Here is a 25,816-nt window from a genome sequence, read left to right as displayed (position 1 = left end):
ACGCCTGGGCGCCGGGCAGAAAGCCGTCCCTGTGGATGAATCAGCCGGGGACGCGACGGCCGTGGGCGCCTGTGCATAATTTCACGGCAGGCGCCGCGCGGGTGTGGATGTCGGTTTATCCACAGCCCCTCAGGACTTCTTGATCTTCTCCGGGCGCTTCCAGCCCTCGATCACCCGCTGCTTGGCGCGGCCAACCGCGAGGGTCTGCGCCGGGACCTCGGCGGTGATGGTGGAACCCGCGCCGGTCGTGGCGCCGGCGCCGATATCCACAGGCGCCACCAGGGAGTTGTTGGAGCCGATGAACACGTCCTCGCCGATCACCGTGCGCCATTTGTTGGCGCCGTCGTAGTTGCAGGTGATGGTGCCGGCGCCGATGTTGGTGCGCGCGCCGACCTCGCTGTCGCCCAGGTAGGTCAGGTGGCCGACCTTCACGCCCTCGTGCAGGTGGGCGTTCTTCAGCTCGACGAAGTTACCCACATGCACTTGGCTCTCCAGCACGCTGCCGGGGCGCAGGCGGGCGAACGGGCCGACGTCGCTGCCGGGGCCGACGTCGGCGCCTTCCAGGTGGCTGTTGGCCTTGATGATGGCGCCGCGGCGCAGGACGCTGTTGCGGATGGTGCAGTTCGGGCCGATCTGTACTTCGTCCTCGATGTCCACGCGGCCTTCCAGCACCACATTGACGTCGATCTGCACGTCGCGGCCGGCGTTGACCTCGCCGCGCACGTCGAAGCGCGCCGGGTCCAGCAGGGTCACGCCCTGGGCCATCAGGCGGCGGGCGATGCGCAGCTGGTAGAAGCGCTCCAGCTCGGCCAGCTGCAGGCGGTCGTTGGCGCCCTGCACTTCCATGGCCGCCTGGGGTTGCGCGGTGGCCACGCGCAGGCCGTCGGCCACCGCCATGGCGATGACGTCGGTGAGGTAGTACTCGCCCTGGGCGTTGGCGTTGGACAGCCGGCCCAGCCAGCCTTCCAGGCGCTGGCGCGGCACGCAGAGGATGCCGGTGTTGCCCTCGCGGATGGCGCGCTGCTCGGCGCTTGCGTCCTTCTGTTCGACGATGGCCTTCACCTCGCCGTCCTGGCCGCGGATGATCCGGCCGTAGCCGGTGGGGTCGTCCAGCTCCACGGTGAGCAGCGCCAGCTGCTCGGCGCTGGCCTGTTGCAGCAGGCGTTCGAGGGTCGGCAACTCGATCAGCGGCACGTCGCCGTAGAGGATCAGCACACGCTCGGCGCTCAGGTAGGGCGCGGCCTGGGCCACGGCGTGGCCGGTGCCCAGCTGTTGTTCCTGGACCACGAAATTCAGGTCATCGGCCTGCAGGCGCTCGCGCACCCGTTCGGCGCCATGCCCGATCACCACGTGGATGCGCTGCGGGGCGAGGCCACGGGCGGTATCGATCACATGGGCCAGCATGGGTTTGCCGGCGACCGGATGGAGGACTTTCGGCAGGGCCGAGCGCATGCGCGTGCCCTGGCCGGCGGCGAGGATGACGATTTCGAGGGACATGAAGTTGGACCGTCCTGGTAACGCTGGATGTAGAAAAAGAAAAAGGGTAGCCAAGGCTACCCTTTTCCCCTAGGTCGCTAAAGCCCGGGCCCCGGATTCGTCGCCGACTCCGAAGACCCTGGCCGTTGCGAGCCGGCTCAGCCGCCGAACTTCTTGCGAACCTGCTGGACCGTGCGCAGTTGCGCTGCGGCTTCGGCCAGGCGGGCTGCAGCGGAGCTGTAGTCGAACTCGGCACCTTTGGCGTGCAGAGCCTTCTCAGCTTCCTTCAGTGCGGTCTGAGCGGCCGCTTCGTCGAGGTCGCCCGCGCGGATCACGGTGTCGGCCAGGACCTTCACCATGTTCGGCTGGACTTCGAGGAAACCGCCGGAGATGTAGTACACCTCCTGCTCGCCACCCTGCTTGACCACGCGGATCGGACCCGGCTTGAGCTCGGTGATCAGCGGCGCGTGGCCCGGGGCGATACCCAGATCGCCGAGGGAACCGTGCGCAACGACCATCTCGACCAGACCGGAGAAGATCTCCGCTTCGGCGCTGACGATGTCGCAGTGGACAGTAATAGCCATACCCTTGCCTCACGTAAGCGCCCGTTGCCGGGCGCACGGATTACAGCTTCTTCGCTTTCTCGATGGCTTCTTCGATGCCGCCGACCATGTAGAACGCCTGCTCCGGCAGGTGGTCGTAGTCGCCGTTGAGGATGCCTTTGAAGCCAGCGATGGTGTCCTTCAGGGAGACGTACTTGCCCGGCGAGCCGGTGAAGACTTCTGCCACGAAGAACGGCTGGGACAGGAAGCGCTGGATCTTACGAGCACGGGCCACCAGCAGCTTGTCGGACTCGGACAGTTCGTCCATGCCGAGGATCGCGATGATGTCCTTCAGCTCCTTGTAGCGCTGCAGGATGTACTGCACGCCACGAGCGGTGTCGTAGTGATCCTGGCCGATGACCAGCGGGTCCAGCTGACGGGAGGTGGAGTCCAGCGGGTCCACGGCCGGGTAGATACCCAGCGAGGCGATGTCGCGGGACAGTACCACGGTGGCGTCGAGGTGGGCGAAGGTGGTCGCCGGGCTCGGGTCGGTCAGGTCGTCCGCGGGAACGTAGACGGCCTGGATCGAGGTGATCGAGCCTTGCTTGGTGGAGGTGATGCGCTCTTGCAGCACGCCCATTTCCTCGGCCAGGGTCGGCTGGTAGCCCACTGCGGAAGGCATACGGCCCAGCAGTGCGGATACTTCGGTACCGGCGAGGGTGTAACGGTAGATGTTGTCGATGAACAGCAGTACGTCGCGGCCTTCGTCACGGAACTTCTCGGCCATGGTCAGGCCGGTCAGCGCCACGCGCAGACGGTTGCCCGGCGGCTCGTTCATCTGGCCGTAGACCAGGGCTACCTTGTCGAGAACGTTGGAGTCCTTCATCTCGTGGTAGAAGTCGTTGCCCTCACGGGTACGCTCGCCCACGCCGGCGAACACGGAGTAACCGCTGTGCTCGATGGCGATGTTGCGGATCAGCTCCATCATGTTCACGGTCTTGCCGACGCCGGCGCCACCGAACAGGCCTACCTTGCCGCCCTTGGCGAACGGGCAGACCAGGTCGATCACCTTGATGCCGGTTTCCAGCAGCTCGTTGCCGCCAGCCTGGTCAGCGTAGGAGGGAGCCTCGCGGTGGATACCCCAGCGCTCTTCCTCGCCGATGGGGCCGGCTTCGTCGATCGGGTTGCCCAGTACGTCCATGATGCGGCCCAGGGTCGCTTTACCGACCGGGACGGAGATGGCTGCGCCGGTGCTTTCCACGTTCAGGCCACGCTTGAGGCCTTCGGTGGAACCCATCGCAATGGAACGGACCACGCCGTCGCCCAGCTGCTGCTGGACTTCCAGGGTGGTGTCGACGCCCTGAACCTTCAGGGCCTCGTAGATGCTCGGCACGGCATCGCGCGGGAATTCCACGTCGATCACGGCGCCGATGATTTGAACGATACGTCCGCTACTCATGTCTGGTTCCTCTGAATTTTGAACCTGTTCTTACACCGCGGCAGCGCCGCCGACGATTTCCGAGATTTCCTGGGTGATCGCCGCCTGACGCGCCTTGTTGTAGACCAGCTGCAGTTCGCTGATCAGGTCACCGGCGTTGTCGGTAGCGTTCTTCATTGCAATCATCCGGGCCGCCTGCTCACAGGCGTTGTTCTCAACCACCGCCTGGTACACCTGGGATTCCACGTAGCGCACCAGCAGGCCGTCGAGCAGGGCCTTGGCATCGGGCTCGTAGAGGTAGTCCCAGTGGTGTTTCAGGTCTTCGTTGTCCTCGGCCACCAGCGGAACCAGCTGTTCCACGGTCGGCTTCTGGGTCATGGTGTTGACGAACTTGTTGGAAACCACGTACAGGCGATCGATACGCCCGTCCAGGTAGGCATCCAGCATGACCTTGACGCTGCCGATCAGATCGTTGATCGACGGCTCTTCGCCCAGGTGACTGATGGCTGCGACCACGTTGCCGCCATAGTTCTTGAAGAAGGATGCGCCCTTGGCACCGATCACGCACAGGTCGATCTCCGCGCCGGCTTCACGCTGGGCGGACATGTCCTTGACGAGCGCCTTGAACAGGTTGATGTTCAGGCCGCCGGCCAGGCCGCGATCGGAGCTCACCACGATGTAACCGACGCGCTTGACGGGGCGCTCGATCATGAACGGGTGACGGTACTCCGGGTTGGCGTTGGCCAGATGGCCGATCACCTGGCGAATGCGCTCCGCGTAGGGACGGCCGGCCGCCATGCGCATTTGTGCCTTGCGCATCTTGCTCACCGCCACCTTTTCCATGGCATTGGTGATTTTCTGCGTGCTTTTGATGCTCGCAATCTTGCTGCGAATCTCTTTTGCGCCTGCCATTTCACACCTATCGGGTTAGCAGGCGGGGGCCATTACCGGCCCCCGCTGCGGCTTACCAGGTTTGGGTGGCCTTGAACTTCTCGATGCCGGCCTTGATGCCCGCGTCGATTTCGTCGTTGAAGTCACCCTTCTCGTTGATCTTCGCCAGCAGAGCGGCATGCTCGCGCTGGAAGTAAGCGATCAACGCCTGTTCGAAGGCGCCCACCTTGGCGATCTCGACGTCCTGCAGGAAGCCGCGCTCGGCGGCGTACAGGGACAGCGACATCTCGGCGATGGACATCGGCGCATACTGCTTCTGCTTCATCAGCTCGGTAACGCGCTGACCGTGCTCGAGCTGCTTGCGGGTGGCGTCGTCCAGGTCGGAAGCGAACTGGGCGAAGGCCGCGAGTTCGCGGTACTGCGCCAACGCGGTACGGATACCGCCGGAGAGCTTCTTGATGATCTTGGTCTGGGCCGCGCCACCAACACGGGATACCGAGATACCGGCGTTGACCGCCGGACGGATGCCCGAGTTGAACATGGAGGTTTCCAGGAAGATCTGACCGTCGGTGATGGAGATCACGTTGGTCGGAACGAACGCGGACACGTCGCCAGCCTGGGTTTCGATGATCGGCAGAGCGGTCAGGGAACCGGTCTTGCCAGTCACGGCGCCATTGGTGAACTTCTCGACGTATTCCTCGGAAACGCGGGAAGCGCGCTCCAGCAGGCGGCTGTGGAGATAGAACACGTCGCCCGGGTAGGCTTCGCGGCCCGGCGGACGGCGCAGCAGCAGGGAGATCTGGCGGTAGGCAACGGCCTGCTTGGACAGGTCGTCGTACACGATCAGGGCGTCTTCACCGCGGTCGCGGAAGTATTCGCCCATGGTGCAGCCGGAGTACGGCGCCAGGTACTGCAGAGCAGCGGATTCGGAAGCGCTGGCAACCACCACGATGGTGTTGGCCAGGGCGCCGTTCTCTTCCAGCTTGCGCACGACGTTGGCGATGGTCGATTGCTTCTGACCGATGGCCACGTAGACGCAGCGGATGCCGCTGTCTTTCTGGTTGATGATGGCGTCGACGGCCAGGGCGGTCTTGCCGATCTGACGGTCGCCGATGATCAGCTCGCGCTGGCCACGGCCTACCGGGATCATGGCGTCGACCGACTTGTAGCCGGTCTGCACCGGCTGGTCTACCGACTTACGCCAGATCACGCCCGGCGCCACTTTCTCGACGGCGTCGGTCAGCTTGGCATCGATCGGGCCTTTGCCGTCGATCGGGTTGCCCAGCGCGTCGACCACGCGGCCCAGCAGTTCCGGACCGACCGGAACTTCCAGGATGCGGCCGGTGCACTTGGCGTTCATGCCTTCCTTGAGGTCCTGGTATTCACCCAGTACCACGGCGCCGACGGAGTCCTGCTCCAGGTTCAGCGCCATACCGTAGACGCCGCCCGGGAATTCGATCATCTCGCCGTACATGACGTCGGCCAGACCGAAGATGCGCACGATGCCATCGGATACGGAAACGATGGTGCCTTCGTTGCGCGCTTGCGAGGCGACATCGAGTTTCTCGATGCGCCCCTTGATGATTTCACTAATTTCGGAAGGATTGAGTTGCTGCATGCCGCTGCCCCTTCAAACTCAAGATTTCAACGCTTCAGCCAGTTTCGCGATCTTGCCGCGCACCGAGCCATCGATTACCAAGTCACCGGCGCGGATCACCACGCCGCCGATCAGGCTCGCGTCTTCCGACGCATGGAGTCGCACTTCGCGACTGAGCCGGGCGCTGAGAGCCTTGGCGAGTTTGTCCTGCTGTTCCTGGTCCAGGGCGAAGGCGCTCACGACTTCTACCTCGACCAGCTTTTCCTGCTCGGCCTTGAGCTGCTCGAACATCTCGGAGATGGTCGGCAGCAAGTCCAGGCGCTTGTTTTCAGCCACGGTCCGCACGAAGTTCTGGGCCGGAGCATTGAGCTTGTCGCCACAGACGTCGATCAGGGCATCGGCCTTGGCCGCCGCGGTCAGCTGAGGCTCTTTGAGCAGCTGGCGCACGGTGTCGTCCTGCGACACTGCAGCCAGCACACCCAGAGCAGCGGACCAATCGGCCAATTGCTGATGAGCCTGGGCGTACTCGAAAGCCGCCTTCGCGTAAGGACGAGCCAACGTGGTCAGTTCTGCCATATCGCCCTCGCTCAGATTTCGGCGGCCAGTTGATCAACCAGCTGCTTTTGCGCGTTGGCATCGATCGAAGCACCCAGGATCTTCTCGGCGCCGGACACGGCCAGGGCACCCACTTGGGCACGCAGGGCATCCTTGACGCTGTTCAGTTCCTGTTCGATCTGGGCCTTGGCCTGGGCGATCATGCGATCGCCTTCGGCACGGGCCTGCTCACGGGCTTCATCAACGATCTGATTGGCGCTTTTCTTCGCCTGCTCGATGATTTCGGCCGCCTGAGCCTTGGCCTCGCGCAGTTGCTGGCCCGCTTTCTCGTGGGCCAGTTCCAGGTCACGAGCAGCACGGTTGGCTGCGTCCAGACCGTCGGCGATCTTCTTCTGACGCTCGTGCAGAGCCGCGATGACCGGAGGCCATACGAACTTCATGCAGAAGATGACGAAGATGGCGAACGCAATGGCCTGGCCGATCAGAGTTGCATTAATGTTCACGCCAACACCTCGCTCGTTCGTTGTCAGTCACGAATTTCCGGAATCCGGAAATTACTGGGCTACCTGAGCAATGAACGGGTTAGCGAAGGTGAAGAACAGGGCGATACCAACACCGATCATGGTCACGGCGTCGAGCAGACCGGCGACGATGAACATTTTCACCTGCAGCATCGGAACCATTTCCGGCTGGCGAGCAGCGCCTTCCAGGAATTTACCGCCCAGCAGGCCGAAACCGATGGCGGTACCCAGGGCACCCAGACCGATCAGCAGAGCGACGGCGATAGCAGTGAGTCCAACTACAGTTTCCATTTTTCCTCCCGACTTTCTGTCGTGTTGGTTAAGTTTTGAAGCAAGTTAAGGTGGTGAAACTTCCCTTCCGCCCCCGCCGACGTGGCGGGGAGCGGTCAGAATCTTTGGATCAGTGGCTGTCTTCGTGGGCCATCGACAGGTAGACGATGGTCAGCATCATGAAGATGAAGGCCTGCAGGGTGATGATCAGGATGTGGAACACCGCCCACGCCCAGTTCAGCACCACGCCCATGCCGCCCAGCCAGAGAATGCCGGAGCCGAACATGACGGCGATGAGGATGAAGATCAGCTCGCCGGCGTACATGTTGCCGAACAGACGCAGGGCCAGGGAGACCGGCTTGGCGATCAGGGTGACGAACTCCAGCAGGAAGTTCACCGGGATCAGGATGATCTGCACCAGCATGTTGCTGCTGTGGAACGGGTGCAGGGTCAGCTCGCCGAGGAAGCCGCCGATGCCCTTGACCTTGATGCTGTAGAAGATGATCAGGGCGAACACCGCGATGGACATGCCGAAGGTGGCGTTCGGGTCGGTGGTGGCCACGGCGCGGAAGAACAGGTGCTCGTTGCCGGTGATCTTCGCGGCGGCCAGCGGCAGGAAGTCCACCGGCACCAGGTCGATCAGGTTCATCAGGAAGATCCACACGAACACGGTCAGCGCCAGCGGTGCGATCAGCGGGTTACGGCCGTGGAAGGTGTCCTTCACGCTGCCGTCGACGAACTCGACCATGACTTCGACGAAGTTCTGCAGGCCGCCCGGAATACCGCTGGTGGCCTTCTTGGCCGCCATGCGGAAGATCAGGATGAACACCAGGCCGAGGAATACCGACCAGCCCAGGGTGTCGATGTGGAATGCCCAAAAGCCCATTTCCTTGGCTTGTTCGGCTGTGTGGGCGAACCCCCAGCCACCTTCCGGCAGACGACCGAAGGTCAGGTTCTGCAAGTGGTGCTGGATGTAACCCGAAGCGCTTTCTGCTGCCATGTTTGCCTCAATCGCTCTAAGGTCTTGTAAATGTGTGTCCCATCAGCAGGGGTGCGCACCAGCTGACCATCAGGGTCAGCAGGTAGAGGCCGAACAGAGCCAGGGGCTCCAGCGGCTTCACACCTGCGAACGCCAGTGCGAAGAGCACTGCCGTCAAAACCAGCTTCCCGGCCTCGCCCGCATAGAAGGAGCGGACGATCATCTGAGCCGAGCGCGCTCCGCTATAGCGGAACGCCTTGTATGCGAAATAAACGTTCGGCAGCCAGGCGATCAGTCCGCCGAGCAGACCAGAATAGCCGGCAACCACGCCCCGGGAGAAAAACAGGACGGCAGCCCCCAGAAGCACTACGGCCAGCTGGACGAGCAACAGGCGCAAGGCCGGTTGGCGATGGAAGGGCAGGCGGTTCGGCTTGCTGGGTTCCATCTGTCTCAAAGTCCTCTGGCGTCGGCTTCGCAAATCAACAACTTGGCATACTTTGTGCCGACAAAATTGCGCGCAGAGTATAGGGGGCCGGGCATACCCATTCAACAGCCGGGTAGTGATTTCCGACTATCGCTACACAGACGATGGTCTTAGCGGATGTGGGCCAGAACCCCTTGCAACTCGTCCAGCGAGTTGTAGCGGATCACCAGTTGCCCCTTGCCCTTCTGGCCGTGGCGAATCTGCACCGGAGCGCCCAGGCGCTCGGCCAGGCGCTGTTCCAGGCGGCTGATGTCGGGGTCGGACTTGACCACCTTGGCAGGTTCGCTGGGGGCGTTGAGCCAGTGGCGCACCAGTGCCTCGGTCTGGCGCACGGTGAGGCCGCGTGCGACAACATGTCGCGCACCTTCCACCTGCCGCGCCTCGGGCAAACCGAGCAGCGCGCGGGCATGGCCCATCTCCAGGTCGCCGTGGGAAAGCAGCGTCTTGATCTCCTCGGGCAGGGCGATCAGGCGCAGCAGGTTGGCCACGCTGACGCGGGACTTGCCGACGGCGTCGGCGACCTGCTGCTGGGTCAGCTGGAACTCCTGCTGCAGGCGTTGCAGCGCGACGGCTTCCTCGAGGGGGTTGAGGTCCTCGCGCTGGATGTTCTCGATCAGCGCCATGGCGATGGCGGCTTCGTCCGGCACCTCGCGCACCAGCGCCGGGATGGTGTCCAGGCCGGCCTGCTGGGTGGCGCGCCAGCGGCGCTCGCCGGCGATGATCTCGTAGCGGCCCTTGTCGACGGGGCGCACCACGATGGGCTGCATCACCCCCTGGGCCTTGATGGACAGGGCCAGCTCTTCCAGAGCCTGGGGGTCCATGTCGCGGCGCGGCTGGTACTTGCCGCGCTGGATCAGGTCCAGCGGCAGGTGCTGCAGTTCCTTGCTGTCCGCCTGGACGGCCTCTTCCTGCAGGGTGGCGGCGCTGGAGCCACTGAGCAGGGCATCCAGCCCGCGTCCGAGACCTCGTTTCTTAACGGCCATGCGGGTTCCTTAATGGGTCATGCGGTGGCGGCTTTGCGGGCGGCGCGCTGGCGGCGCGAGAGTTCGCCGGCCAGCGCCAGGTAGGCCATGGCCCCGCGCGATTGCTTGTCGTAGACCAGCGCCGGCATGCCGAAGCTGGGCGCCTCGGCCAGTCGCACGTTGCGCGGGATCACGGTGGTGTAGAGCTTGTCGCCGAAGTGTTCCTGCAACTGCGCGCTGACGTCGTTGGTCAGGCTGATGCGCGGATCGTACATGGTCCGCAGCAGGCCCTCGATGTTCAGCGTCGGATTCAGACGCTCGGCGATGCGCTGGATGCTGTTCATCAGGTCGGTCAGGCCTTCCAGCGCGTAGTACTCGCACTGCATGGGGATGATCACGCCGTCGGCGGCGGACAGGGCGTTGACCGTGAGCATCGACAGCGACGGCGGGCAGTCGATGAGGATGTAGTCGTAGTTCTCGCGCACCGGGGCCAGGGCCTGGCGCAGGCGGTGCTCCTTCATGTCCATCTCCAGCAGCACCACTTCCGCGGCGGTGAGGTCGCGGTTGGCCGGGAGGATCTGGTAGCCGCCGTGCTCGGAGAACTGCATGGCCTGGGCCAGGTCGGCCTCGCCGGTGAGCACGTCGTAGATGGAGTATTCCAGGGACAACTTATCCACACCGCTGCCGGTGGTGGCGTTGCCCTGTGGATCGAGGTCGATCAGCAGCACGCGGCGCTTGGTGGCGACCAGCGAGGCGGCGAGGTTGATGCAGGTGGTGGTCTTGCCGACACCGCCCTTCTGGTTGGCGATCGCGAATACCTTAGCCATGGTTTTCCCCCGTCCCCGTCATGCTCCGGCGCAGTATCAGCAGATGCCGCTGGCCTTGGCAACCCGGCACGCTGAGGGCGTGCTCGGCTTCGACCCGGAAATCTTCCGGGAGTGCCGTCAGCTCCTGCTCCGGGTGCACGCCTTTCATCGCCAGCCAGCGGGTCTCGCCGTCGCCGAGGTGGCGGGTCCAGTTGCAGAAGTCTTCCAGGCTGCTGAAGGCCCGGGAGACGATGCCGTTGAATGCCCGGTCCGGCTGGTAGGCCTCGACCCGGCTGTGGATAACTTCCAGGTTGTGCAGTTTCAGTTCCAGCTTCACCTGGGTGAGGAAGCGGGTCTTCTTGCCGTTGCTGTCGAGCAGCGTCAGGCGCTTGCCCGGGAACAGGATGGCCAGCGGGATGCCGGGCATGCCGCCGCCGCTGCCCACGTCCAGCCAGCGCTCGCCGCCGGCGGCGAGGAAGTGCGGGACGACGCTGAGGCTGTCGAGCAGGTGGCGCGAGACCATCTCGTCGATGTCGCGCACCGCGGTGAGGTTGTAGGCCTTGTTCCACTTCGCCAGCAGGGCGAGGTAGGCGAGCAGGCCCTGGCGGCCGGCTTCGTCGAGTTCGACGCCGAGCGCCGCGGCGCCACGCACGAGCTCGTCGGCGTGGGCTTGGGTGACCTGGGACATCAGGCGCTCTGCTCCAGTTGGCGGCCGCTAGCGCGTTTCTTCAGGTGGATCAGCAGCAGCGAGATGGCCGCCGGGGTGACACCGGGGATGCGCCCGGCCTGGCCGAGTGTCTCGGGGCGGGCCTGGCCGAGCTTGTTCTGGATTTCCTTGGACAGCCCGGAGATGCCCGTGTAGTCGATATCCACAGGCAGGCGGGTGTCCTCGCTGGCGCGCAGGCGGGCGATCTCTTCCTGCTGGCGGTCGATGTAGCCGGCGTACTTGGTGCGGATCTCCACCTGCTCGGCGACCTGCGGGTCCTCGGCGCTGGCGCCGGTCACTTCGGCCAGGCTGGCGTAGTCGATTTCCGGGCGGGCCAGCAGGTTGAGCAGGTTGTACTCATGGGCCAGCGGAGTGCCGAAGCGCTCGGCGATGGCGTCGCCCTGCGGGGTGTTCGGCCGCACCCAGGTGCTCTTCAGGCGCTGTTCCTCGCGCTCGATGCCTTCGCGCTTGGCCTCGAAGGCCGCCCAGCGGCGGTCGTCGACCAGGCCCAGCTCGCGGCCCTTCTCGGTCAGGCGCAGGTCGGCGTTGTCCTCGCGCAGGATCAGCCGGTACTCGGCGCGCGAAGTGAACATGCGGTAGGGCTCCTGGGTGCCCAGGGTGATCAGGTCGTCCACCAGCACGCCGATGTACGCCTCGTCGCGGCGCGGGCACCAGGCCTCGCGGCCCTGGGCGCGCAGCGCGGCGTTGGCTCCGGCGAGCAGGCCCTGGGCGCCGGCCTCTTCGTAGCCGGTGGTGCCGTTGATCTGGCCGGCGAAGAACAGGCCGCCGATGACTTTCGTCTCCAGGCTGTACTTCAGGTCGCGCGGGTCGAAGTAGTCGTACTCGATGGCATAGCCCGGGCGCACGATGTGGGCGTTCTCCATGCCGCGGATGGAACGCACGATCTGCAGCTGCACGTCGAACGGCAGCGAGGTGGAGATGCCGTTGGGGTACAGCTCGTGGGTGGTCAGGCCCTCGGGTTCGAGGAATACCTGGTGGCTGTCCTTGTCGGCGAAGCGGTGGATCTTGTCCTCGATCGACGGGCAGTAGCGCGGGCCGATGCCCTCGATGACGCCGGAGTACATCGGCGAGCGGTCGAGGTTGGCGGCGATGATCTCGTGGGTGCGCGCGTTGGTGTGGGTGATCCAGCAGCTGACCTGGGCCGGGTGCTCTTCCTTGCTGCCGAGGAAGGACATCACCGGGATCGGGGTGTCGCCGGGCTGCTCGGTCATCACCGAGAAGTCCACGCTGCGGCCGTCGATGCGCGGCGGCGTGCCGGTCTTCAGGCGGCCGACGCGCAGCGGCAGTTCGCGCAGGCGCCTGGCCAGGGCGATGGCCGGCGGATCACCGGCGCGGCCGCCGGAGTAGTTCTGCAGGCCGATGTGGATAAGTCCGCCGAGGAAGGTGCCGGCGGTCAGTACCACCTGGTCCGCGTGGAATTTCAGACCCATCTGAGTCACCACGCCGCGCACCTGGTCCTGCTCGACGATCAGGTCGTCGCAGGCCTGCTGGAATATCCACAGGTTCGGCTGGTTCTCCAGGATCTCGCGCACCGCGGCCTTGTACAGCACGCGGTCGGCCTGGGCGCGGGTGGCGCGCACGGCGGGGCCCTTGCGGCTGTTGAGCACGCGGAACTGGATGCCGCCCTTGTCGGTGGCGTGCGCCATGGCGCCGCCCAGGGCATCGATTTCCTTGACCAGGTGGCTCTTGCCGATACCGCCGATGGCCGGGTTGCAGCTCATCTGGCCCAGGGTTTCCACATTGTGGGTGAGCAGCAGGGTCTTCACGCCCATGCGTGCGGCCGCCAGCGCGGCCTCCGTGCCGGCATGGCCACCGCCGATCACTATCACGTCAAAACGGGAAGGGAAATCCACCACGCACCTCGTGCCTGTCGATCAGGGAAAGAAAAAGAGAGCCGCACAGTATAGGGGCTTAGCCCTGCCGATTGAAGGGACCTGTATGAAAAGTAGCCAATCGGCCCTTCGTGCGTCACACGAGGGAATGCTTCATTCACAAAATAAAGAGAGAGGGAATTTTTAAATCTTTTTAGAGCTAGTGATTATGTTTGGTGTGGACAATTTTTGTGGATAAGTGCTTCGAGGCCTTCTGGAACGAGATTTACAGCGAAGGATAAACCTGTGCCGAAGGTGTCCGGAAGCAGGGCACTTCCGGTTGAACACCTGTGCATGGAATGCAGGGTTATGCACATGCCGGTTATCCCCGGTTTTGGCCACTGGGTTGTCTACGTAGCTATACGGTAGTTTTCCACAGGGTTCAGGGCGCCGTGTGAATAGTCATCTACGGGCCAGATTTCACGCGGTACTGATCGTTCTTTTTGCCTGCTACGGTCCACACCAGGTTGGAAAAATAGACAGGAAATAGGGGCTTACGCACATCATCCACAGGGAATGCGTGGTGTGGATAAATGAAGCTGTGGGGCCAGGAGGTCGCCCCGTCGCAGGTGTCGCTCATTCCCCGGCGGGGCCGCCGAGTTCCCGCTCGATCTGCTCGATCGTGGGCAGGCTGGTCCGGAGTTCTTCCGGTAGCGATTGCAGCAGCTTGTATTCGGCAATGCCCATGGGCTGCGATTTGTCGCCCAGGGCGTATTCGGCCACCACCTTGTTGTGGCTCTTGCACAACAGCAGGCCGATGGTGGGGCTGTCGTGTTCGTGCTTCACCTGGCGATCCACAGCCGTCAGGTAGAAGCTCAGTTGCCCCAGGTGTTCCGGCTTGAACTTGCCCGCCTTGAGCTCTATCACCACGTAGCAGCGCAGCTTGAGGTGATAGAACAGCAGGTCGATGAAGAACTCCTCGCCACCCACTTCCAGCAGCACCTGCCGGCCGACGAAGGCAAAGCCCGCGCCCAGTTCCAGCAGGAAGTCGGTGACGTGCTGCACCAGCGCCTGCTCGATCTCGCGCTCCTGAGCCTGTTCGCCAAGCCCCAGGAAATCGAAGCGGTACGGGTCTTTCAACGACTCGATGGCCAGGTCGGATTGCGCCTTGGGCAGGTGGGCCTCGAAGTTGGTCACGGCCTTGCCGGTGCGTTCCAGCAGACGGGTTTCGATATGGATGTTCAGCACATTGCGCGACCAGCCATGCTCGATGGCGGCACGGGCATAGGCCAGGCGTTCTTCGCGCTCCTTCAGCTTGCTCAACAAGACCAGGTTGTGGCCCCAGGGCAATTGTCCAACAACCTGTTGGACAATTTCGGTGTCTGGCCAGGCCTCGGCGAAGGCGCGCATGTACATCAGATTGGCGCGGGAAAAACCCTTCATGTTCGGAAAGGCCGTGCGCAGGTCATGTGCCAGCCGCTCGATCACCTTCGCGCCCCAGCCTTGCTCGGCCTGTCGTTGCAGAATGTCGCGGCCGATCTGCCAATAGAGCTGCACCAGTTCGCGGTTGACCGCCAGGGCGGTGCGCTGCTGCGCCGCGTGGATGCGGCCCTTCACGTCGGCCAGCCAGTCGGCATAGCCTTGCGGGGCGTTGGAAAGGGAGGTCGGCTTGTCGGTCATGGCGATGTCGCTCCCTGCGGAGGGCGCTCATTCAGATATCCACAGCTTCGGCATCCGCATGATCGTCACATCGCGCCACGCTGCCGGCAGTGTGGCGACTATCTCGCACTGTTCCCTTCTTGCTGTCCTGGATGTGGCCGGAATTTTCTCAAAGGCGGTAGAGCCGCAGCAGGGCCGGCGCTACATCACTTCCCGATACAGAAACTGGAGAAGATCCTCCCCAGCAGATCATCGGAGCTGAACGCCCCGGTGATCTCACCCAGGGCCTGCTGGGCATGGCGCAGGTCCTCGGCGAGCAGTTCGCCGGCGCCGGCGAGCAGCAACTGGGCGTGGCCGTGGTCGAGGTGCTGGCCGGCCTGGCGCAGGGCTTCCAGGTGGCGGCGGCGGGCGCTGAAGCTGCTTTCGGCGGTCTGTTCGAAGCCCATGCAGGCCTTCAGGTGTTCGCGCAGCAGGTCCAGGCCGTCGCCGGAGCGTGCGGAGAGGGTCAGGGTGACGTGGCCGTCGGCGCTTTCCTCGATGCCTACTGGGCTTGTGGATAAGTCGGCCTTGTTGCGGATAAGGGTGACCCGCGCCGGGTCCGGGCGCTCGTCGAGGAATTCCGGCCAGAGGGCGAAGGGATCGGCAGCCTCCGGTGCGGTGGAGTCGATCACCAGCAGCACCCGGTCGGCCTCGCCTATGGCCTTGAGGGCGCGTTCCACGCCGATCTTTTCCACATGGTCCTCGGTGTCGCGCAGGCCGGCGGTGTCCACGACGTGCAGCGGCATGCCGTCGATGTGGATATGTTCGCGCAGCACGTCGCGGGTAGTGCCGGCGATGTCGGTGACGATGGCCGCCTCGCGCCCGGCCAGGGCGTTGAGCAGGCTGGACTTGCCGGCGTTGGGGCGGCCGGCGATCACCACCGTCATGCCGTCGCGCAGCAGCGCGCCCTGGCCGGCCTCGCGCAGCACGCCGGCGAGCTCGGCGCGGACCTTGTCGAGCTGCGACAGCACGTGGCCATCGGCGAGGAAGTCGATTTCCTCCTCGGGGAAATCGATGGCCGCCTCGACGTAGATGCGCAGCTGGATCAGTTGTTCGGTGAGCTGGTGCACGCGTCGCGAGAATTCGCCCTGCAGCGAGCGCACGGCGTTGCGCGCGGCCTGGGCCGAGCTGGCCTCGATGAGGTCGGCGATGGCCTCGGCCTGGGCCAGGTCGAGCTTGTCGTTGAGGAAGGCGCGCTCGCTGAACTCGCCGGGGCGCGCCTGGCGCGAACCCAGCTCCAGGCAGCGCTGCAGGAGCATGTCCAGCACCACCGGGCCGCCGTGGCCGTGCAGTTCCACCACGTCCTCGCCGGTGAAGGAGTTCGGCCCACGGAAGAACAGCAGCAGGCCTTCGTCGATCACCTCGCCTTCGTCGTCGTAGAAGGGCCCGTAGTGGGCGAAGCGCGGCTGCGGCTCGCGGCCGCTGAGGCTGATGGCGATGGGCAGCGCCCGCGGCCCGGAGACGCGGACGATACCCACGCCGCCCCGGCCCTGGGCGGTGGCGACGGCGGCGATGGTTTCACGGGCTGCGTTCATGGCGTTCCTCCGGATAGCAGAACGCCCCACGAGGGGGCGTTCTGAAGGTGGTTCGACAGCGCGGGGATCAGGCGGCCTTGGCCTTGCTCGTGGCGCGTTCGATCTGCCGGGTAATGTACCACTGCTGGGCAATGGACAGGCAGTTGTTGACCACCCAGTACAGCACCAGGCCGGCCGGGAACCACAGGAAGAAGAAGGTGAAGACGATCGGCATCAGCTTCATCACCTTGGCCTGCATGGGGTCCGGCGGGGTCGGGTTGAGCATCTGCTGGACCAGCATGGTGGCGCCCATGATGATCGGCAGGATGAAGAACGGATCCTTCACCGAGAGGTCGGTGATCCAGCCCAGCCACGGGGCCTGGCGCATCTCGACGCTTTCCAGCAGTACCCAGTAGAGGGAGAGGAACACCGGCATCTGCACCAGGATCGGCAGGCAGCCGCCCAGCGGGTTGATCTTCTCCTTCTTGTACAGCTCCATCATCGCCTGGGACATCTTCTGGCGATCGTCGCCGTGCTGTTCCTTGATCGCGGCCATCTTCGGCGAAACGGCACGCATGCGCGCCATCGACTTGTAGCTGGCGGCGGACAGCGGGAAGAAGGCCAGCTTGATGACGATGGTCAGCAGGATGATCGACCAGCCCCAGTTGCCGACCAGGCCGTGGATGTGTTGCAGCAGCCAGAAGATCGGCTGGGCGATGAACCACAGCGGGCCGTAGTCGACGGTCAGCTCCAGGCCCGGGGACAGCTCGCCCAGGTACTTCTGCAGCTTGGGACCGGCATACAGGGTCAGGCTGGTCTCACCCTTGGCGCCGGCGGGCACGCTGAGGGTCGGGCCGGTGAAGCCGACGATGTAGTTGCCCTGGGCGTCCTTGCGCGTCATCACGTTGTGGGTGTCGCCCTTGGCGGGCACCCAGGCGGTGACGAAGTAGTGCTGCAGCCAGGCTACCCAGCCGCCCTGCAGGGTCTGCTTGAAGGGCTCCTTGTCCATGTCCTTCATGGACACTTTCACGTAGGGCTTCTCCGGGGTCCAGACCGCGGCGCCCAGGTAGGTGGACACGCCGGTGGCGGTGGTGGACGACGGATCGGCGCTGGCGTCACGCTTGAGCTGGGCGAACAGCGAGGCGCTCCAGGGCTTGGCGCTCTGGTTGTCGATCAGGTAGGTGACGTCGATCTGGTAGGCGTTCGGGTTGATGCAGTCGAGCTTCTTCTGCGCCTTTTCCTTGTCGCTGCAGTCGGTCTTCAGGCCGCGGTGGAAGGTGAAGCGCTTGATGTAGCTGACACCGTCGCGGGCGAAGTTCAGATCGACCACCAGTTGGTCCTGGCCATCGGCCAGCTGGTACTGGGGCTTGGCGCTGCTGTACAGCGGGCGGCCGGCGACGGCGGCGTCCGGACCGTCGGTGCCGGTCAGGCCGCTCTGCGCCAGGTAGGTGCGCTGGCCATGCTCGAACAGGGCGAAGGGCAGGTCCGGGCGATCCTGGCGCATCGGGTACTGGGTCAGGCCCAGTTGCACCACGTCGCCACCGCGCGGGTCGATGGCCAGGTCGAGGACGTCGGTCTTCACCTGGATCAGCTGGCCGTTGGCGGCTGCCGGTTGCTGGGCGCTGGGCAGCCCGGTTTCGCCGCTCTGGGCGGTCGGTACGTCGGCGCTGGCAGTGCCGCCGGCCGGCACGGAAGTGTCCGGAAGGCCTTGGGGCTGCTGGTTGAACGACGCGGTCTGGGCCGGCAGTTCAGGCTGACCGTAGTCCTTGTTCCACTGGAGAACCAGCGCATAGGACACGATAGCCAGGGCGACGATGAGGATCGAGCGTTTGATGTCCATGGTTACTCGGCCGTCGAGGATGGGCGGTGCTTGGAAGTGGCGGGCGGCACGGGATCATAGCCACCGGGATGCCAGGGATGGCAGCGGCCCAGGCGACGCAGGGCCAGCCAGCCGCCGCGCAGGAAGCCATGGTGTTCGATGGCTTCGTACGCGTAGCAGGAGCAGCTGGGGTGAAAGCGACAGTGACTGGCCATCAAGGGGCTGATGGCGTAGCGGTAAAACTGGATGAGAAGCAGCGCCAGTCTACGCATGGGAACTGTCGGCGACCCCCGGAGGTTCGGTTGCGCTTTCCGGCCGGGGTCGGTTGCGCAGCAGGCGTTTGAAGAGCTTGCCGAATTGCTGGTGCAGTTCGGGGTTCTGCAACTCACCCAACCCCTTGCGCGCAATGACCACGATGTCCAGGCCAGCCAGGGCTTCCTGGTTGTGCCGGAACGATTCGCGGATCAGGCGTTTGAGGCGGTTGCGCTCGACGGCGAGCTTGACGTTCTTCTTGCCGATCACCAGGCCGAGGCGGGGGTGATCCAGAGCGTTTTCGCGCGCCAGCAGCAGGACGTGCTTACCGGAAACCTTGGCGCTGGGGGAGTCGAAGACCGCTGTGAAGTGCCGGGCTGTCAGAAGACGCTTTTCCCGGTCGAATCCTCGACTCACCACCTGTGCCGGGCGAATCAGACGGTCAGACGCTTGCGGCCCTTGGCGCGACGACGCGACAGAACCTGACGGCCGTTCTTGGTGGCCATGCGAGCGCGGAAACCGTGGACGCGAGCGCGCTTGAGAGTGCTGGGTTGGAAAGTACGTTTCATTGTTCGGTACCTGGATTGATGACCTGAGGTCGCAGGGACCCCGTTTAAAGAGACCGGCGATTCTAGTGAAAACACCGGTGCAGGTCAATTTCCAACCAGCCGGTAATTGCCCAGCGGCTTTCTGCAGAAATAGAAAGCAAGGAAAAGGTTTCTTAAAAGATGGTGAAAGCGATTGTTACTGGGGAGCGCCAGATCTGTGGATAAGTCAATTCCGGCCACTGTTTCCGCGGTATGGCGGATTTGACGAAGGTGTCGAGAAGCGGTGACCCTCCTGTGCGGCGGCAGTGGATAATCTGGGGAAGAAAGACCGGTTTGTCCACAGCGGAAGTTCTCAACAGCTTTCCAGCCTGGTTCATCCCCCATCGGCGCAAGGGTTATCCACAACTTTCAGGGTGCGCCGGCTGTTGCCATGTGCCATCATTAAGGCCTTGATTTTGCTTGCCCACTTGTTGATTTCTCATGTGGATAAGTCGCTAGCGCACGGCTACAATTGCGCTTTCCTTTTCGTTCCATTCCTTTCCAATCTCCTGGGGGATACCCGTGTCCGTGGAACTCTGGCAGCAGTGCGTGGAATTGCTCCGCGACGAGCTGCCATCCCAGCAATTCAACACCTGGATCCGGCCGCTGCAGGTCGAGGCCGAGGGCGAGGAGCTGCGTGTCTACGCACCGAACCGCTTCGTGTTGGACTGGGTCAACGAAAAATACATGGGGCGTCTGCTCGAACTGCTGGGTGAGCGTGGCAATGGGCAGATTCCCGCCCTCTCGCTGCTCATCGGCAGCCGCCGCAGCCGGGCCCCGCGTCCTGCGCTGATGCCGCAGAGCCACGCGATGCCCGCGCCGACCATCACCCCGCCGCCCTCGCCGGCGCAGGTGCGCGCAGCCAAGGCCCAGGCCTACCAGGCCGAGGCACCGGCCCAGGCCGAAGCGGCCAGCCGCGTGCAACAGATGCAGCTCAACGTGCAGGAGCCGATGCCCGACATCGACGAGTCCAGCCCGAGCATCGACCCGCTGGCCGCCGCAGCGGCCATGCCTGCGGCGCCGGCGGTGCGCACCGAGCGCAACGTGCAGGTGGAGGGCGCGCTCAAGCACACCAGCTACCTGAACCGCACCTTCACCTTCGAGAACTTCGTCGAGGGCAAGTCCAACCAGCTGGCCCGCGCCGCGGCCTGGCAGGTGGCGGACAACCTCAAGCACGGCTACAACCCGCTCTTCCTTTATGGGGGCGTGGGCCTGGGCAAGACGCACCTGATGCACGCCGTGGGCAACCACCTGCTGAAGAAGAACCCGAACGCCAAGGTCGTGTACCTGCATTCGGAGCGCTTCGTCGCGGACATGGTCAAGGCCCTGCAGCTGAACGCCATCAACGAGTTCAAGCGCTTCTACCGCTCGGTGGACGCCCTGCTGATCGACGACATTCAGTTCTTCGCCCGCAAGGAGCGTTCCCAGGAAGAGTTCTTCCATACCTTCAACGCCCTCCTGGAAGGCGGCCAGCAGGTGATCCTCACCAGCGACCGCTACCCGAAGGAGATCGAAGGCCTGGAAGAGCGCCTGAAATCGCGCTTCGGCTGGGGCCTGACGGTGGCGGTGGAGCCGCCGGAACTGGAAACCCGCGTGGCCATCCTGATGAAGAAGGCCGAGCAGGCGAAGGTGGAGTTGCCGCACGACGCGGCCTTCTTCATCGCCCAGCGCATCCGCTCCAACGTGCGCGAGCTTGAGGGGGCCCTGAAAAGGGTGATCGCCCACTCCCACTTCATGGGCCGGCCGATCACCATCGAGCTGATCCGCGAGTCGCTGAAGGACCTGCTGGCCTTGCAGGACAAGCTGGTCAGCATCGACAACATTCAGCGCACCGTCGCCGAGTACTACAAGATCAAGATCGCCGACCTGCTGTCCAAGCGCCGTTCGCGCTCGGTGGCGCGTCCGCGCCAGGTGGCCATGGCCCTGTCCAAGGAACTGACCAACCACAGCCTGCCGGAGATCGGCGTGGCTTTCGGTGGTCGGGACCACACCACGGTGCTGCACGCCTGTCGTAAGATCGCTCAACTGAAGGAATCCGACGCGGACATCCGCGAGGACTACAAGAACCTGCTGCGTACGCTGACCACCTGAGGCCAAGCTGCAGCCCCACGAGGCAAGGGATTAGACCATGCATTTCACCATTCAACGCGAAGCTCTGTTGAAACCCCTGCAACTGGTCGCTGGTGTGGTCGAACGCCGCCAGACGCTGCCGGTTCTGTCCAACGTACTGCTGGTGGTCCAGGGCCAGCAGCTGTCGCTGACCGGTACCGACCTCGAGGTCGAACTGATTGGCCGCGTCACCCTGGAAGAGCCGGCCGAACCGGGCGAGATCACCGTCCCGGCGCGCAAGCTCATGGACATCTGCAAGAGCTTGCCCAGCGACGCGCTGATCGACATCCGCGTCGACGAGCAGAAGCTGCTGGTGAAGGCCGGCCGTAGCCGCTTCTCCCTGTCGACGCTGCCGGCCAACGACTTCCCCTCCGTGGAGGAAGGCCCGGGCTCGCTGACCTTCAGCCTGGTGCAGAGCAAGCTGCGCCGCCTGATCGACCGCACCAGCTTCGCCATGGCCCAGCAGGACGTGCGCTATTACCTCAACGGCATGCTGCTGGAAGTCTCCAGCGGCACCCTGCGCGCCGTGGCCACCGACGGCCACCGCCTGGCCATGTGCTCGTTCACCGGCGGCGTGCCGGAAGCCCAGGACCGCCACCAGGTCATCGTGCCGCGCAAGGGCATCCTGGAACTGGCGCGCCTGCTCACCGAGCAGGACGGCCAGGTGGACATCGTCCTCGGCCAGCACCACATCCGCGCCACCACCGGCGAGTTCACCTTCACCTCCAAGCTGGTGGACGGCAAGTTCCCCGACTACGAGCGCGTGCTGCCCAAGGGCGGCGACAAGCTGGTGATCGGTGACCGCCAACTGCTGCGCGAGGCCTTCAGCCGTACCGCGATCCTCTCCAACGAGAAGTACCGCGGCATTCGCCTGCAACTGACCTCCGGCCTGCTGAAGATCCAGGCGAACAACCCGGAGCAGGAGGAAGCGGAAGAAGAAGTGCAGGTCGACTACAACGGCGGCAGCCTGGAAATCGGCTTCAACGTCAGCTACCTGCTGGACGTACTGGGCGTGATGGGCACCGAGCAGGTTCGCATGATCCTCTCCGACGCCAACAGCAGCGCCCTGCTGCAGGAAGCCGACAACGACGACTCCGCTTACGTCGTCATGCCGATGCGTCTCTGACCTTCACTGAATGTCACTGACCCGCGTCTCGGTCACCGCGGTGCGCAACCTGCACCCGGTGACCTTCTCCCCCTCCCCTCGCATCAACATCCTCTACGGCGAAAACGGCAGCGGCAAGACCAGCGTGCTCGAAGCCGTCCACCTGCTCGGTCTCGCCCGCTCCTTCCGCAGCCAGCGTCTGCAACCGGTCATCCAGTACGAACAGCCCGCCTGCACCGTCTTCGGCCAGGTTCAGCTTGCCAATGGCATGACCAGCAACCTGGGTGTGTCCCGGGAGCGCCAGGGCGATTTCCAGATTCGCATCGATGGCCAGAATGCGCGCAGCACTGCGCAGCTGGCGGAAACCTTGCCGTTGCAGTTGATCAACCCGGACAGCTTCCGCCTGCTGGAAGGCGCGCCGAAGATTCGCCGGCAGTTCCTCGACTGGGGAGTGTTCCACGTGGAACAACGCTTCATGGTCGCCTGGCAGCGGCTGCAGAAGGCGCTGCGCCAGCGGAACTCGTGGCTCCGACATGGTAGACTGGACGGTGCTTCGCAGGCTGCGTGGGACCGCGAATTGTGTACTGCCAGCGACGAAATCGATGGCTATCGGCGGTCCTATATCCAGGCCCTCAAACCGGTCTTCGAACAGACGCTGGGCGAGTTGATCCAATTGGACCAGCTCACCCTCAGCTATTACCGCGGCTGGGACAAGGATCGCGAGCTGAGCGAGGTATTGAACGGCAGCTTGTTGCGCGACCAGCAGATGGGACATACCCAGGCTGGACCGCAGCGAGCCGATCTACGAATTCGCCTGGGCGGGCATAACGCGGCGGAGATCCTGTCGCGGGGGCAGCAGAAACTCGTAGTCTGCGCCCTGCGTATCGCCCAGGGGCACCTGATCAATCAGGCCAAGCGAGGACAATGCGTCTACCTGGTGGACGACCTGCCCTCGGAACTCGACGAAAAGCACCGGCGTTCGTTGTGCCGGTTGCTTGAAGACTTGGGTTGCCAGGTATTCATCACCTGTGTCGACCCTGAACCTTTGAAGGACGGCTGGCGAACGGACACGCCGGTTGCGATGTTCCACGTGGAACATGGGCATGTCTCTCAGACCACCCTCGGGAGTGAAGAATGAGCGAGAACAACACGTACGACTCTAACAGCATCAAGGTGCTGAAGGGGCTGGACGCGGTACGCAAGCGTCCGGGTATGTACATCGGCGACACGGACGATGGCACCGGCCTGCACCACATGGTGTTCGAGGTGCTGGACAACTCGATCGACGAGGCCCTGGCTGGCTACTGCAGCGAGATCAGCGTCACCATCCACACCGATGAGTCGATCACCGTCCGCGACAACGGCCGTGGCATTCCGGTCGATATCCACAAGGAAGAAGGGGTTTCCGCGGCCGAGGTCATCATGACCGTGCTGCACGCCGGCGGTAAGTTCGACGACAACTCCTACAAGGTTTCCGGTGGCTTGCACGGTGTGGGTGTGTCCGTGGTGAACGCGCTCTCCGAGGAACTGCGCCTGACCATCCGCCGCGAAGGCAAGGTCTGGGAGCAGATCTACCGCCACGGCGTGCCGCAGTTCCCGCTGCGCCCGGTGGGCGAGACCGATGGCTCGGGCACCGAGGTGCACTTCAAGGCCTCCAACGAGACCTTCACCAGCATCCATTTCAGCTGGGACATCCTGGCCAAGCGCATCCGCGAGCTGTCCTTCCTCAACTCCGGCGTGGGCATCCTGCTGCGCGACGAACGTACCGGCAAGGAAGAGCTGTTCAAGTACGAGGGCGGCTTGCGCGCCTTCGTCGAGTACCTGAACACCAACAAGAACATCGTTAACCAGGTGTTCCACTTCAACACCCAGCGCGAGGAAGACGGCGTTGGCGTGGAAGTCGCCCTGCAGTGGAACGACAGCTTCAACGAGAACATCCTCTGCTTCACCAACAACATTCCGCAGCGTGACGGCGGTACCCACCTGGCGGGCTTCCGCTCCGCCCTCACCCGCCACCTGAACAACTACATCGAGCAGGAAGGCCTGGCGAAGAAATACAAGATCGCCACCACCGGCGACGACGCCCGTGAAGGCCTGACCGCGATCATTTCGGTGAAGGTGCCGGATCCGAAGTTCAGCTCGCAGACCAAGGACAAGCTGGTGTCCTCCGAGGTGAAGACCGCGGTGGAACAGGAAATGGGCAAGTACTTCGCCGACTTCCTGCTGGAGAACCCCAACGAAGCCAAGGCCGTGGTCGGCAAGATGATCGACGCCGCCCGCGCCCGCGAGGCCGCGCGCAAGGCCCGCGAGATGACCCGCCGCAAGGGCGCGCTGGACATCGCCGGCCTGCCGGGCAAGCTCGCCGACTGCCAGGAGAAGGACCCCGCCCTCTCCGAGCTGTACATCGTGGAAGGTGACTCCGCGGGCGGTTCTGCCAAGCAGGGCCGTAACCGCAAGACCCAGGCGATCCTGCCGCTCAAGGGCAAGATCCTCAACGTCGAGAAGGCTCGCTTCGACAAGATGCTGTCCTCCCAGGAGGTCGGCACCCTGATCACCGCGCTGGGCTGCGGCATCGGGCGCGAGGAATACAACATCGACAAGCTGCGCTACCACAACATCATCATCATGACCGATGCTGACGTCGACGGTTCGCACATCCGTACCCTGCTGCTGACCTTCTTCTTCCGCCAGCTCCCCGAGCTGGTCGAGCGTGGCTACATCTACATCGCCCAGCCGCCGCTGTACAAGGTGAAGAAAGGTAAGCAGGAGCAGTACATCAAGGACGACGTGGCCATGGAGGAATACATGACCCAGTCGGCCCTCGAAGACGCCAGCGTGCACGTCAACGAAAGCGCCCCGGGCCTGTCCGGCGAAGCGCTGGAGAAGCTGGTCAACGAGTACCGCACCGTCATGCGTACCCTCTCCCGCCTGTCGCGCCTGTACCCGCAGGACCTGACCGAGCACTTCGTCTACCTGCCGCGCATCGATGTCGAGCAACTGGGCGACCAGGCCGCCATGCAGGCCTGGCTGGAGCAGTACCAGGCGCGCCTGAAGACTTCCGAGAAGTCCGGCCTGACCTACACCGCCAGCCTGCGCGAAGACCGCGAGCGCCACCTGTGGCTGCCCGAGGTGGAGATGGTCGCCCACGGCCTGTCCAACTACGTGACCTTCAACCGCGACTTCTTCGCCAGCAACGACTACCGCTCGGTCAGCGAGCTGGGCGCCAAGCTGAACAGCCTGATGGAAGAAGGCGCCTACGTGCAGAAGGGCGAGCGCAAGCGGCCGGTCTCCAGCTTCAAGGAAGCCCTGGAATGGCTGATGGCCGAAGGCACCAAGCGCCACAGCATCCAGCGATACAAAGGCCTCGGCGAGATGAACCCGGACCAGCTGTGGGAAACCACCATGGACCCGAACGTGCGCCGCATGCTGAAGGTGACCATCGAGGACGCCATCGCCGCCGACCAGATCTTCAACACCCTGATGGGCGATGCCGTGGAGCCGCGTCGCGACTTCATCGAAAGCAACGCCCTGGCGGTGTCGAACCTGGATGTTTGACTGGTGGAGCAATTGAGGGCTGACAACGTTGAACGGAATCCTGCTAGACGTTAGTTGCCCTGCTGCTCTTGAAAACCCCGGCTCTCCGAAAGGTCAGCCGGGGTTTTTTATGGCTGGT

The 25,816-nt window shown here is 64.0% G+C and carries 24 protein-coding genes; 4 read left to right on the top strand and 20 right to left on the bottom strand.

Features of this window, described 5'->3' with window-relative positions:
* Positions 1–129: 129 nt before the first annotated feature.
* From glmU to rpmH, 20 genes are all read right to left on the bottom strand, one after another.
* The gene (gene glmU, locus FG99_RS13255) at positions 130–1,497 is read right to left on the bottom strand and encodes a bifunctional UDP-N-acetylglucosamine diphosphorylase/glucosamine-1-phosphate N-acetyltransferase GlmU (protein WP_043270156.1); all 1,368 of its coding nucleotides are present in this window, start codon (positions 1,495–1,497) and stop codon (positions 130–132) included.
* 137 nt (positions 1,498–1,634) lie between these two features.
* Positions 1,635–2,060 (bottom strand): F0F1 ATP synthase subunit epsilon, encoded by a 426-nt coding sequence (locus tag FG99_RS13250; RefSeq protein WP_009614398.1) that lies wholly within the window; start codon positions 2,058–2,060, stop codon positions 1,635–1,637.
* 40 nt (positions 2,061–2,100) lie between these two features.
* Positions 2,101–3,477 carry a F0F1 ATP synthase subunit beta gene (gene atpD / locus FG99_RS13245; RefSeq protein WP_009614399.1) on the bottom strand — a complete coding sequence of 459 codons (1,377 nt, stop codon included), beginning with the start codon at positions 3,475–3,477 and terminating at the stop codon, positions 2,101–2,103.
* 30 nt (positions 3,478–3,507) lie between these two features.
* Positions 3,508–4,368, bottom strand: a complete 861-nt coding sequence (atpG, locus tag FG99_RS13240) for a F0F1 ATP synthase subunit gamma (protein ID WP_009614400.1) — start codon at positions 4,366–4,368, stop codon at positions 3,508–3,510.
* Positions 4,369–4,420: 52 nt separating this feature from the next.
* A complete protein-coding gene (gene atpA / locus FG99_RS13235; protein ID WP_043270154.1) occupies positions 4,421–5,965 on the bottom strand; it encodes a F0F1 ATP synthase subunit alpha in 1,545 nt (514 codons plus the stop codon).
* Between the two features lie 18 nt (positions 5,966–5,983).
* Positions 5,984–6,520: a F0F1 ATP synthase subunit delta gene (locus FG99_RS13230; protein WP_009614408.1), complete on the bottom strand. Its 537-nt coding sequence runs from the start codon at positions 6,518–6,520 to the stop codon at positions 5,984–5,986.
* Between the two features lie 11 nt (positions 6,521–6,531).
* Positions 6,532–7,002: a F0F1 ATP synthase subunit B gene (locus FG99_RS13225; protein ID WP_009614410.1), complete on the bottom strand. Its 471-nt coding sequence runs from the start codon at positions 7,000–7,002 to the stop codon at positions 6,532–6,534.
* 51 nt (positions 7,003–7,053) lie between these two features.
* Positions 7,054–7,311: a F0F1 ATP synthase subunit C gene (gene atpE, locus FG99_RS13220; RefSeq protein ID WP_003457994.1), complete on the bottom strand. Its 258-nt coding sequence runs from the start codon at positions 7,309–7,311 to the stop codon at positions 7,054–7,056.
* 109 nt (positions 7,312–7,420) lie between these two features.
* Entirely contained in the window at positions 7,421–8,290 is an 870-nt protein-coding gene (atpB, locus tag FG99_RS13215; RefSeq protein WP_009614414.1) for a F0F1 ATP synthase subunit A, read from the bottom strand.
* Positions 8,291–8,306: 16 nt separating this feature from the next.
* Complete coding sequence (locus FG99_RS13210) at positions 8,307–8,714, bottom strand: F0F1 ATP synthase subunit I (protein ID WP_009614423.1); 408 nt, start codon at positions 8,712–8,714, stop codon at positions 8,307–8,309.
* Positions 8,715–8,863: 149 nt separating this feature from the next.
* The gene (locus FG99_RS13205) at positions 8,864–9,736 is read right to left on the bottom strand and encodes a ParB/RepB/Spo0J family partition protein (RefSeq protein WP_043270152.1); all 873 of its coding nucleotides are present in this window, start codon (positions 9,734–9,736) and stop codon (positions 8,864–8,866) included.
* A 17-nt stretch (positions 9,737–9,753) separates the two neighbouring features.
* Positions 9,754–10,542 carry a ParA family protein gene (locus tag FG99_RS13200; protein WP_009614427.1) on the bottom strand — a complete coding sequence of 263 codons (789 nt, stop codon included), beginning with the start codon at positions 10,540–10,542 and terminating at the stop codon, positions 9,754–9,756.
* The gene (rsmG, locus tag FG99_RS13195; RefSeq protein WP_043270150.1) at positions 10,535–11,209 is read right to left on the bottom strand and encodes a 16S rRNA (guanine(527)-N(7))-methyltransferase RsmG; all 675 of its coding nucleotides are present in this window, start codon (positions 11,207–11,209) and stop codon (positions 10,535–10,537) included. Before rsmG ends, FG99_RS13200 begins: the two co-directional genes overlap by 8 nt.
* Positions 11,209–13,101 (bottom strand): tRNA uridine-5-carboxymethylaminomethyl(34) synthesis enzyme MnmG, encoded by a 1,893-nt coding sequence (mnmG, locus tag FG99_RS13190; RefSeq protein WP_043270148.1) that lies wholly within the window; start codon positions 13,099–13,101, stop codon positions 11,209–11,211. Before mnmG ends, rsmG begins: the two co-directional genes overlap by 1 nt.
* 594 nt (positions 13,102–13,695) lie before the next feature.
* Entirely contained in the window at positions 13,696–14,739 is a 1,044-nt protein-coding gene (locus tag FG99_RS13185; RefSeq protein WP_043270146.1) for a PDDEXK nuclease domain-containing protein, read from the bottom strand.
* A 185-nt stretch (positions 14,740–14,924) separates the two neighbouring features.
* Positions 14,925–16,292: a tRNA uridine-5-carboxymethylaminomethyl(34) synthesis GTPase MnmE gene (mnmE, locus tag FG99_RS13180; RefSeq protein ID WP_043270144.1), complete on the bottom strand. Its 1,368-nt coding sequence runs from the start codon at positions 16,290–16,292 to the stop codon at positions 14,925–14,927.
* A gap of 67 nt (positions 16,293–16,359) precedes the next feature.
* A complete protein-coding gene (yidC, locus tag FG99_RS13175; protein ID WP_009614436.1) occupies positions 16,360–18,111 on the bottom strand; it encodes a membrane protein insertase YidC in 1,752 nt (583 codons plus the stop codon).
* A 2-nt stretch (positions 18,112–18,113) separates the two neighbouring features.
* Entirely contained in the window at positions 18,114–18,362 is a 249-nt protein-coding gene (gene yidD / locus FG99_RS13170; protein ID WP_043270141.1) for a membrane protein insertion efficiency factor YidD, read from the bottom strand.
* Positions 18,355–18,762, bottom strand: coding sequence for a ribonuclease P protein component (gene rnpA / locus FG99_RS13165; protein WP_009614437.1), 408 nt, complete (start codon positions 18,760–18,762; stop codon positions 18,355–18,357). The genes yidD and rnpA overlap by 8 nt, the downstream gene beginning before the upstream one ends.
* A gap of 14 nt (positions 18,763–18,776) precedes the next feature.
* Positions 18,777–18,911 carry a 50S ribosomal protein L34 gene (gene rpmH, locus FG99_RS31325; RefSeq protein ID WP_003100258.1) on the bottom strand — a complete coding sequence of 45 codons (135 nt, stop codon included), beginning with the start codon at positions 18,909–18,911 and terminating at the stop codon, positions 18,777–18,779.
* A 540-nt stretch (positions 18,912–19,451) separates the two neighbouring features.
* On the opposite strand from rpmH, the gene dnaA reads away from it, so the two are divergent.
* Genes dnaA through gyrB form a run of 4 tightly spaced genes read left to right on the top strand, consistent with a single transcriptional unit; the run spans position 19,452 to position 25,698 of the window.
* Entirely contained in the window at positions 19,452–21,020 is a 1,569-nt protein-coding gene (gene dnaA / locus FG99_RS13160) for a chromosomal replication initiator protein DnaA (RefSeq protein ID WP_009614445.1), read from the top strand.
* Between the two features lie 37 nt (positions 21,021–21,057).
* Complete coding sequence (gene dnaN / locus FG99_RS13155) at positions 21,058–22,164, top strand: DNA polymerase III subunit beta (protein ID WP_043270138.1); 1,107 nt, start codon at positions 21,058–21,060, stop codon at positions 22,162–22,164.
* Between the two features lie 10 nt (positions 22,165–22,174).
* Positions 22,175–23,281 carry a DNA replication/repair protein RecF gene (gene recF, locus FG99_RS13150; RefSeq protein WP_043270136.1) on the top strand — a complete coding sequence of 369 codons (1,107 nt, stop codon included), beginning with the start codon at positions 22,175–22,177 and terminating at the stop codon, positions 23,279–23,281.
* Positions 23,278–25,698, top strand: coding sequence for a DNA topoisomerase (ATP-hydrolyzing) subunit B (gyrB, locus tag FG99_RS13145; RefSeq protein WP_043270134.1), 2,421 nt, complete (start codon positions 23,278–23,280; stop codon positions 25,696–25,698). Before recF ends, gyrB begins: the two co-directional genes overlap by 4 nt.
* Positions 25,699–25,816 lie beyond the last annotated feature (118 nt).

It is taken from the genome of Pseudomonas sp. AAC (genome assembly GCF_000725445.1).
Classification (GTDB): Bacteria; Pseudomonadota; Gammaproteobacteria; order Pseudomonadales; family Pseudomonadaceae; genus Pseudomonas; species Pseudomonas citronellolis.
Note: the sequence above shows the minus strand (reverse complement) of the source record. Positions and strands in the feature narration are given on the sequence as shown.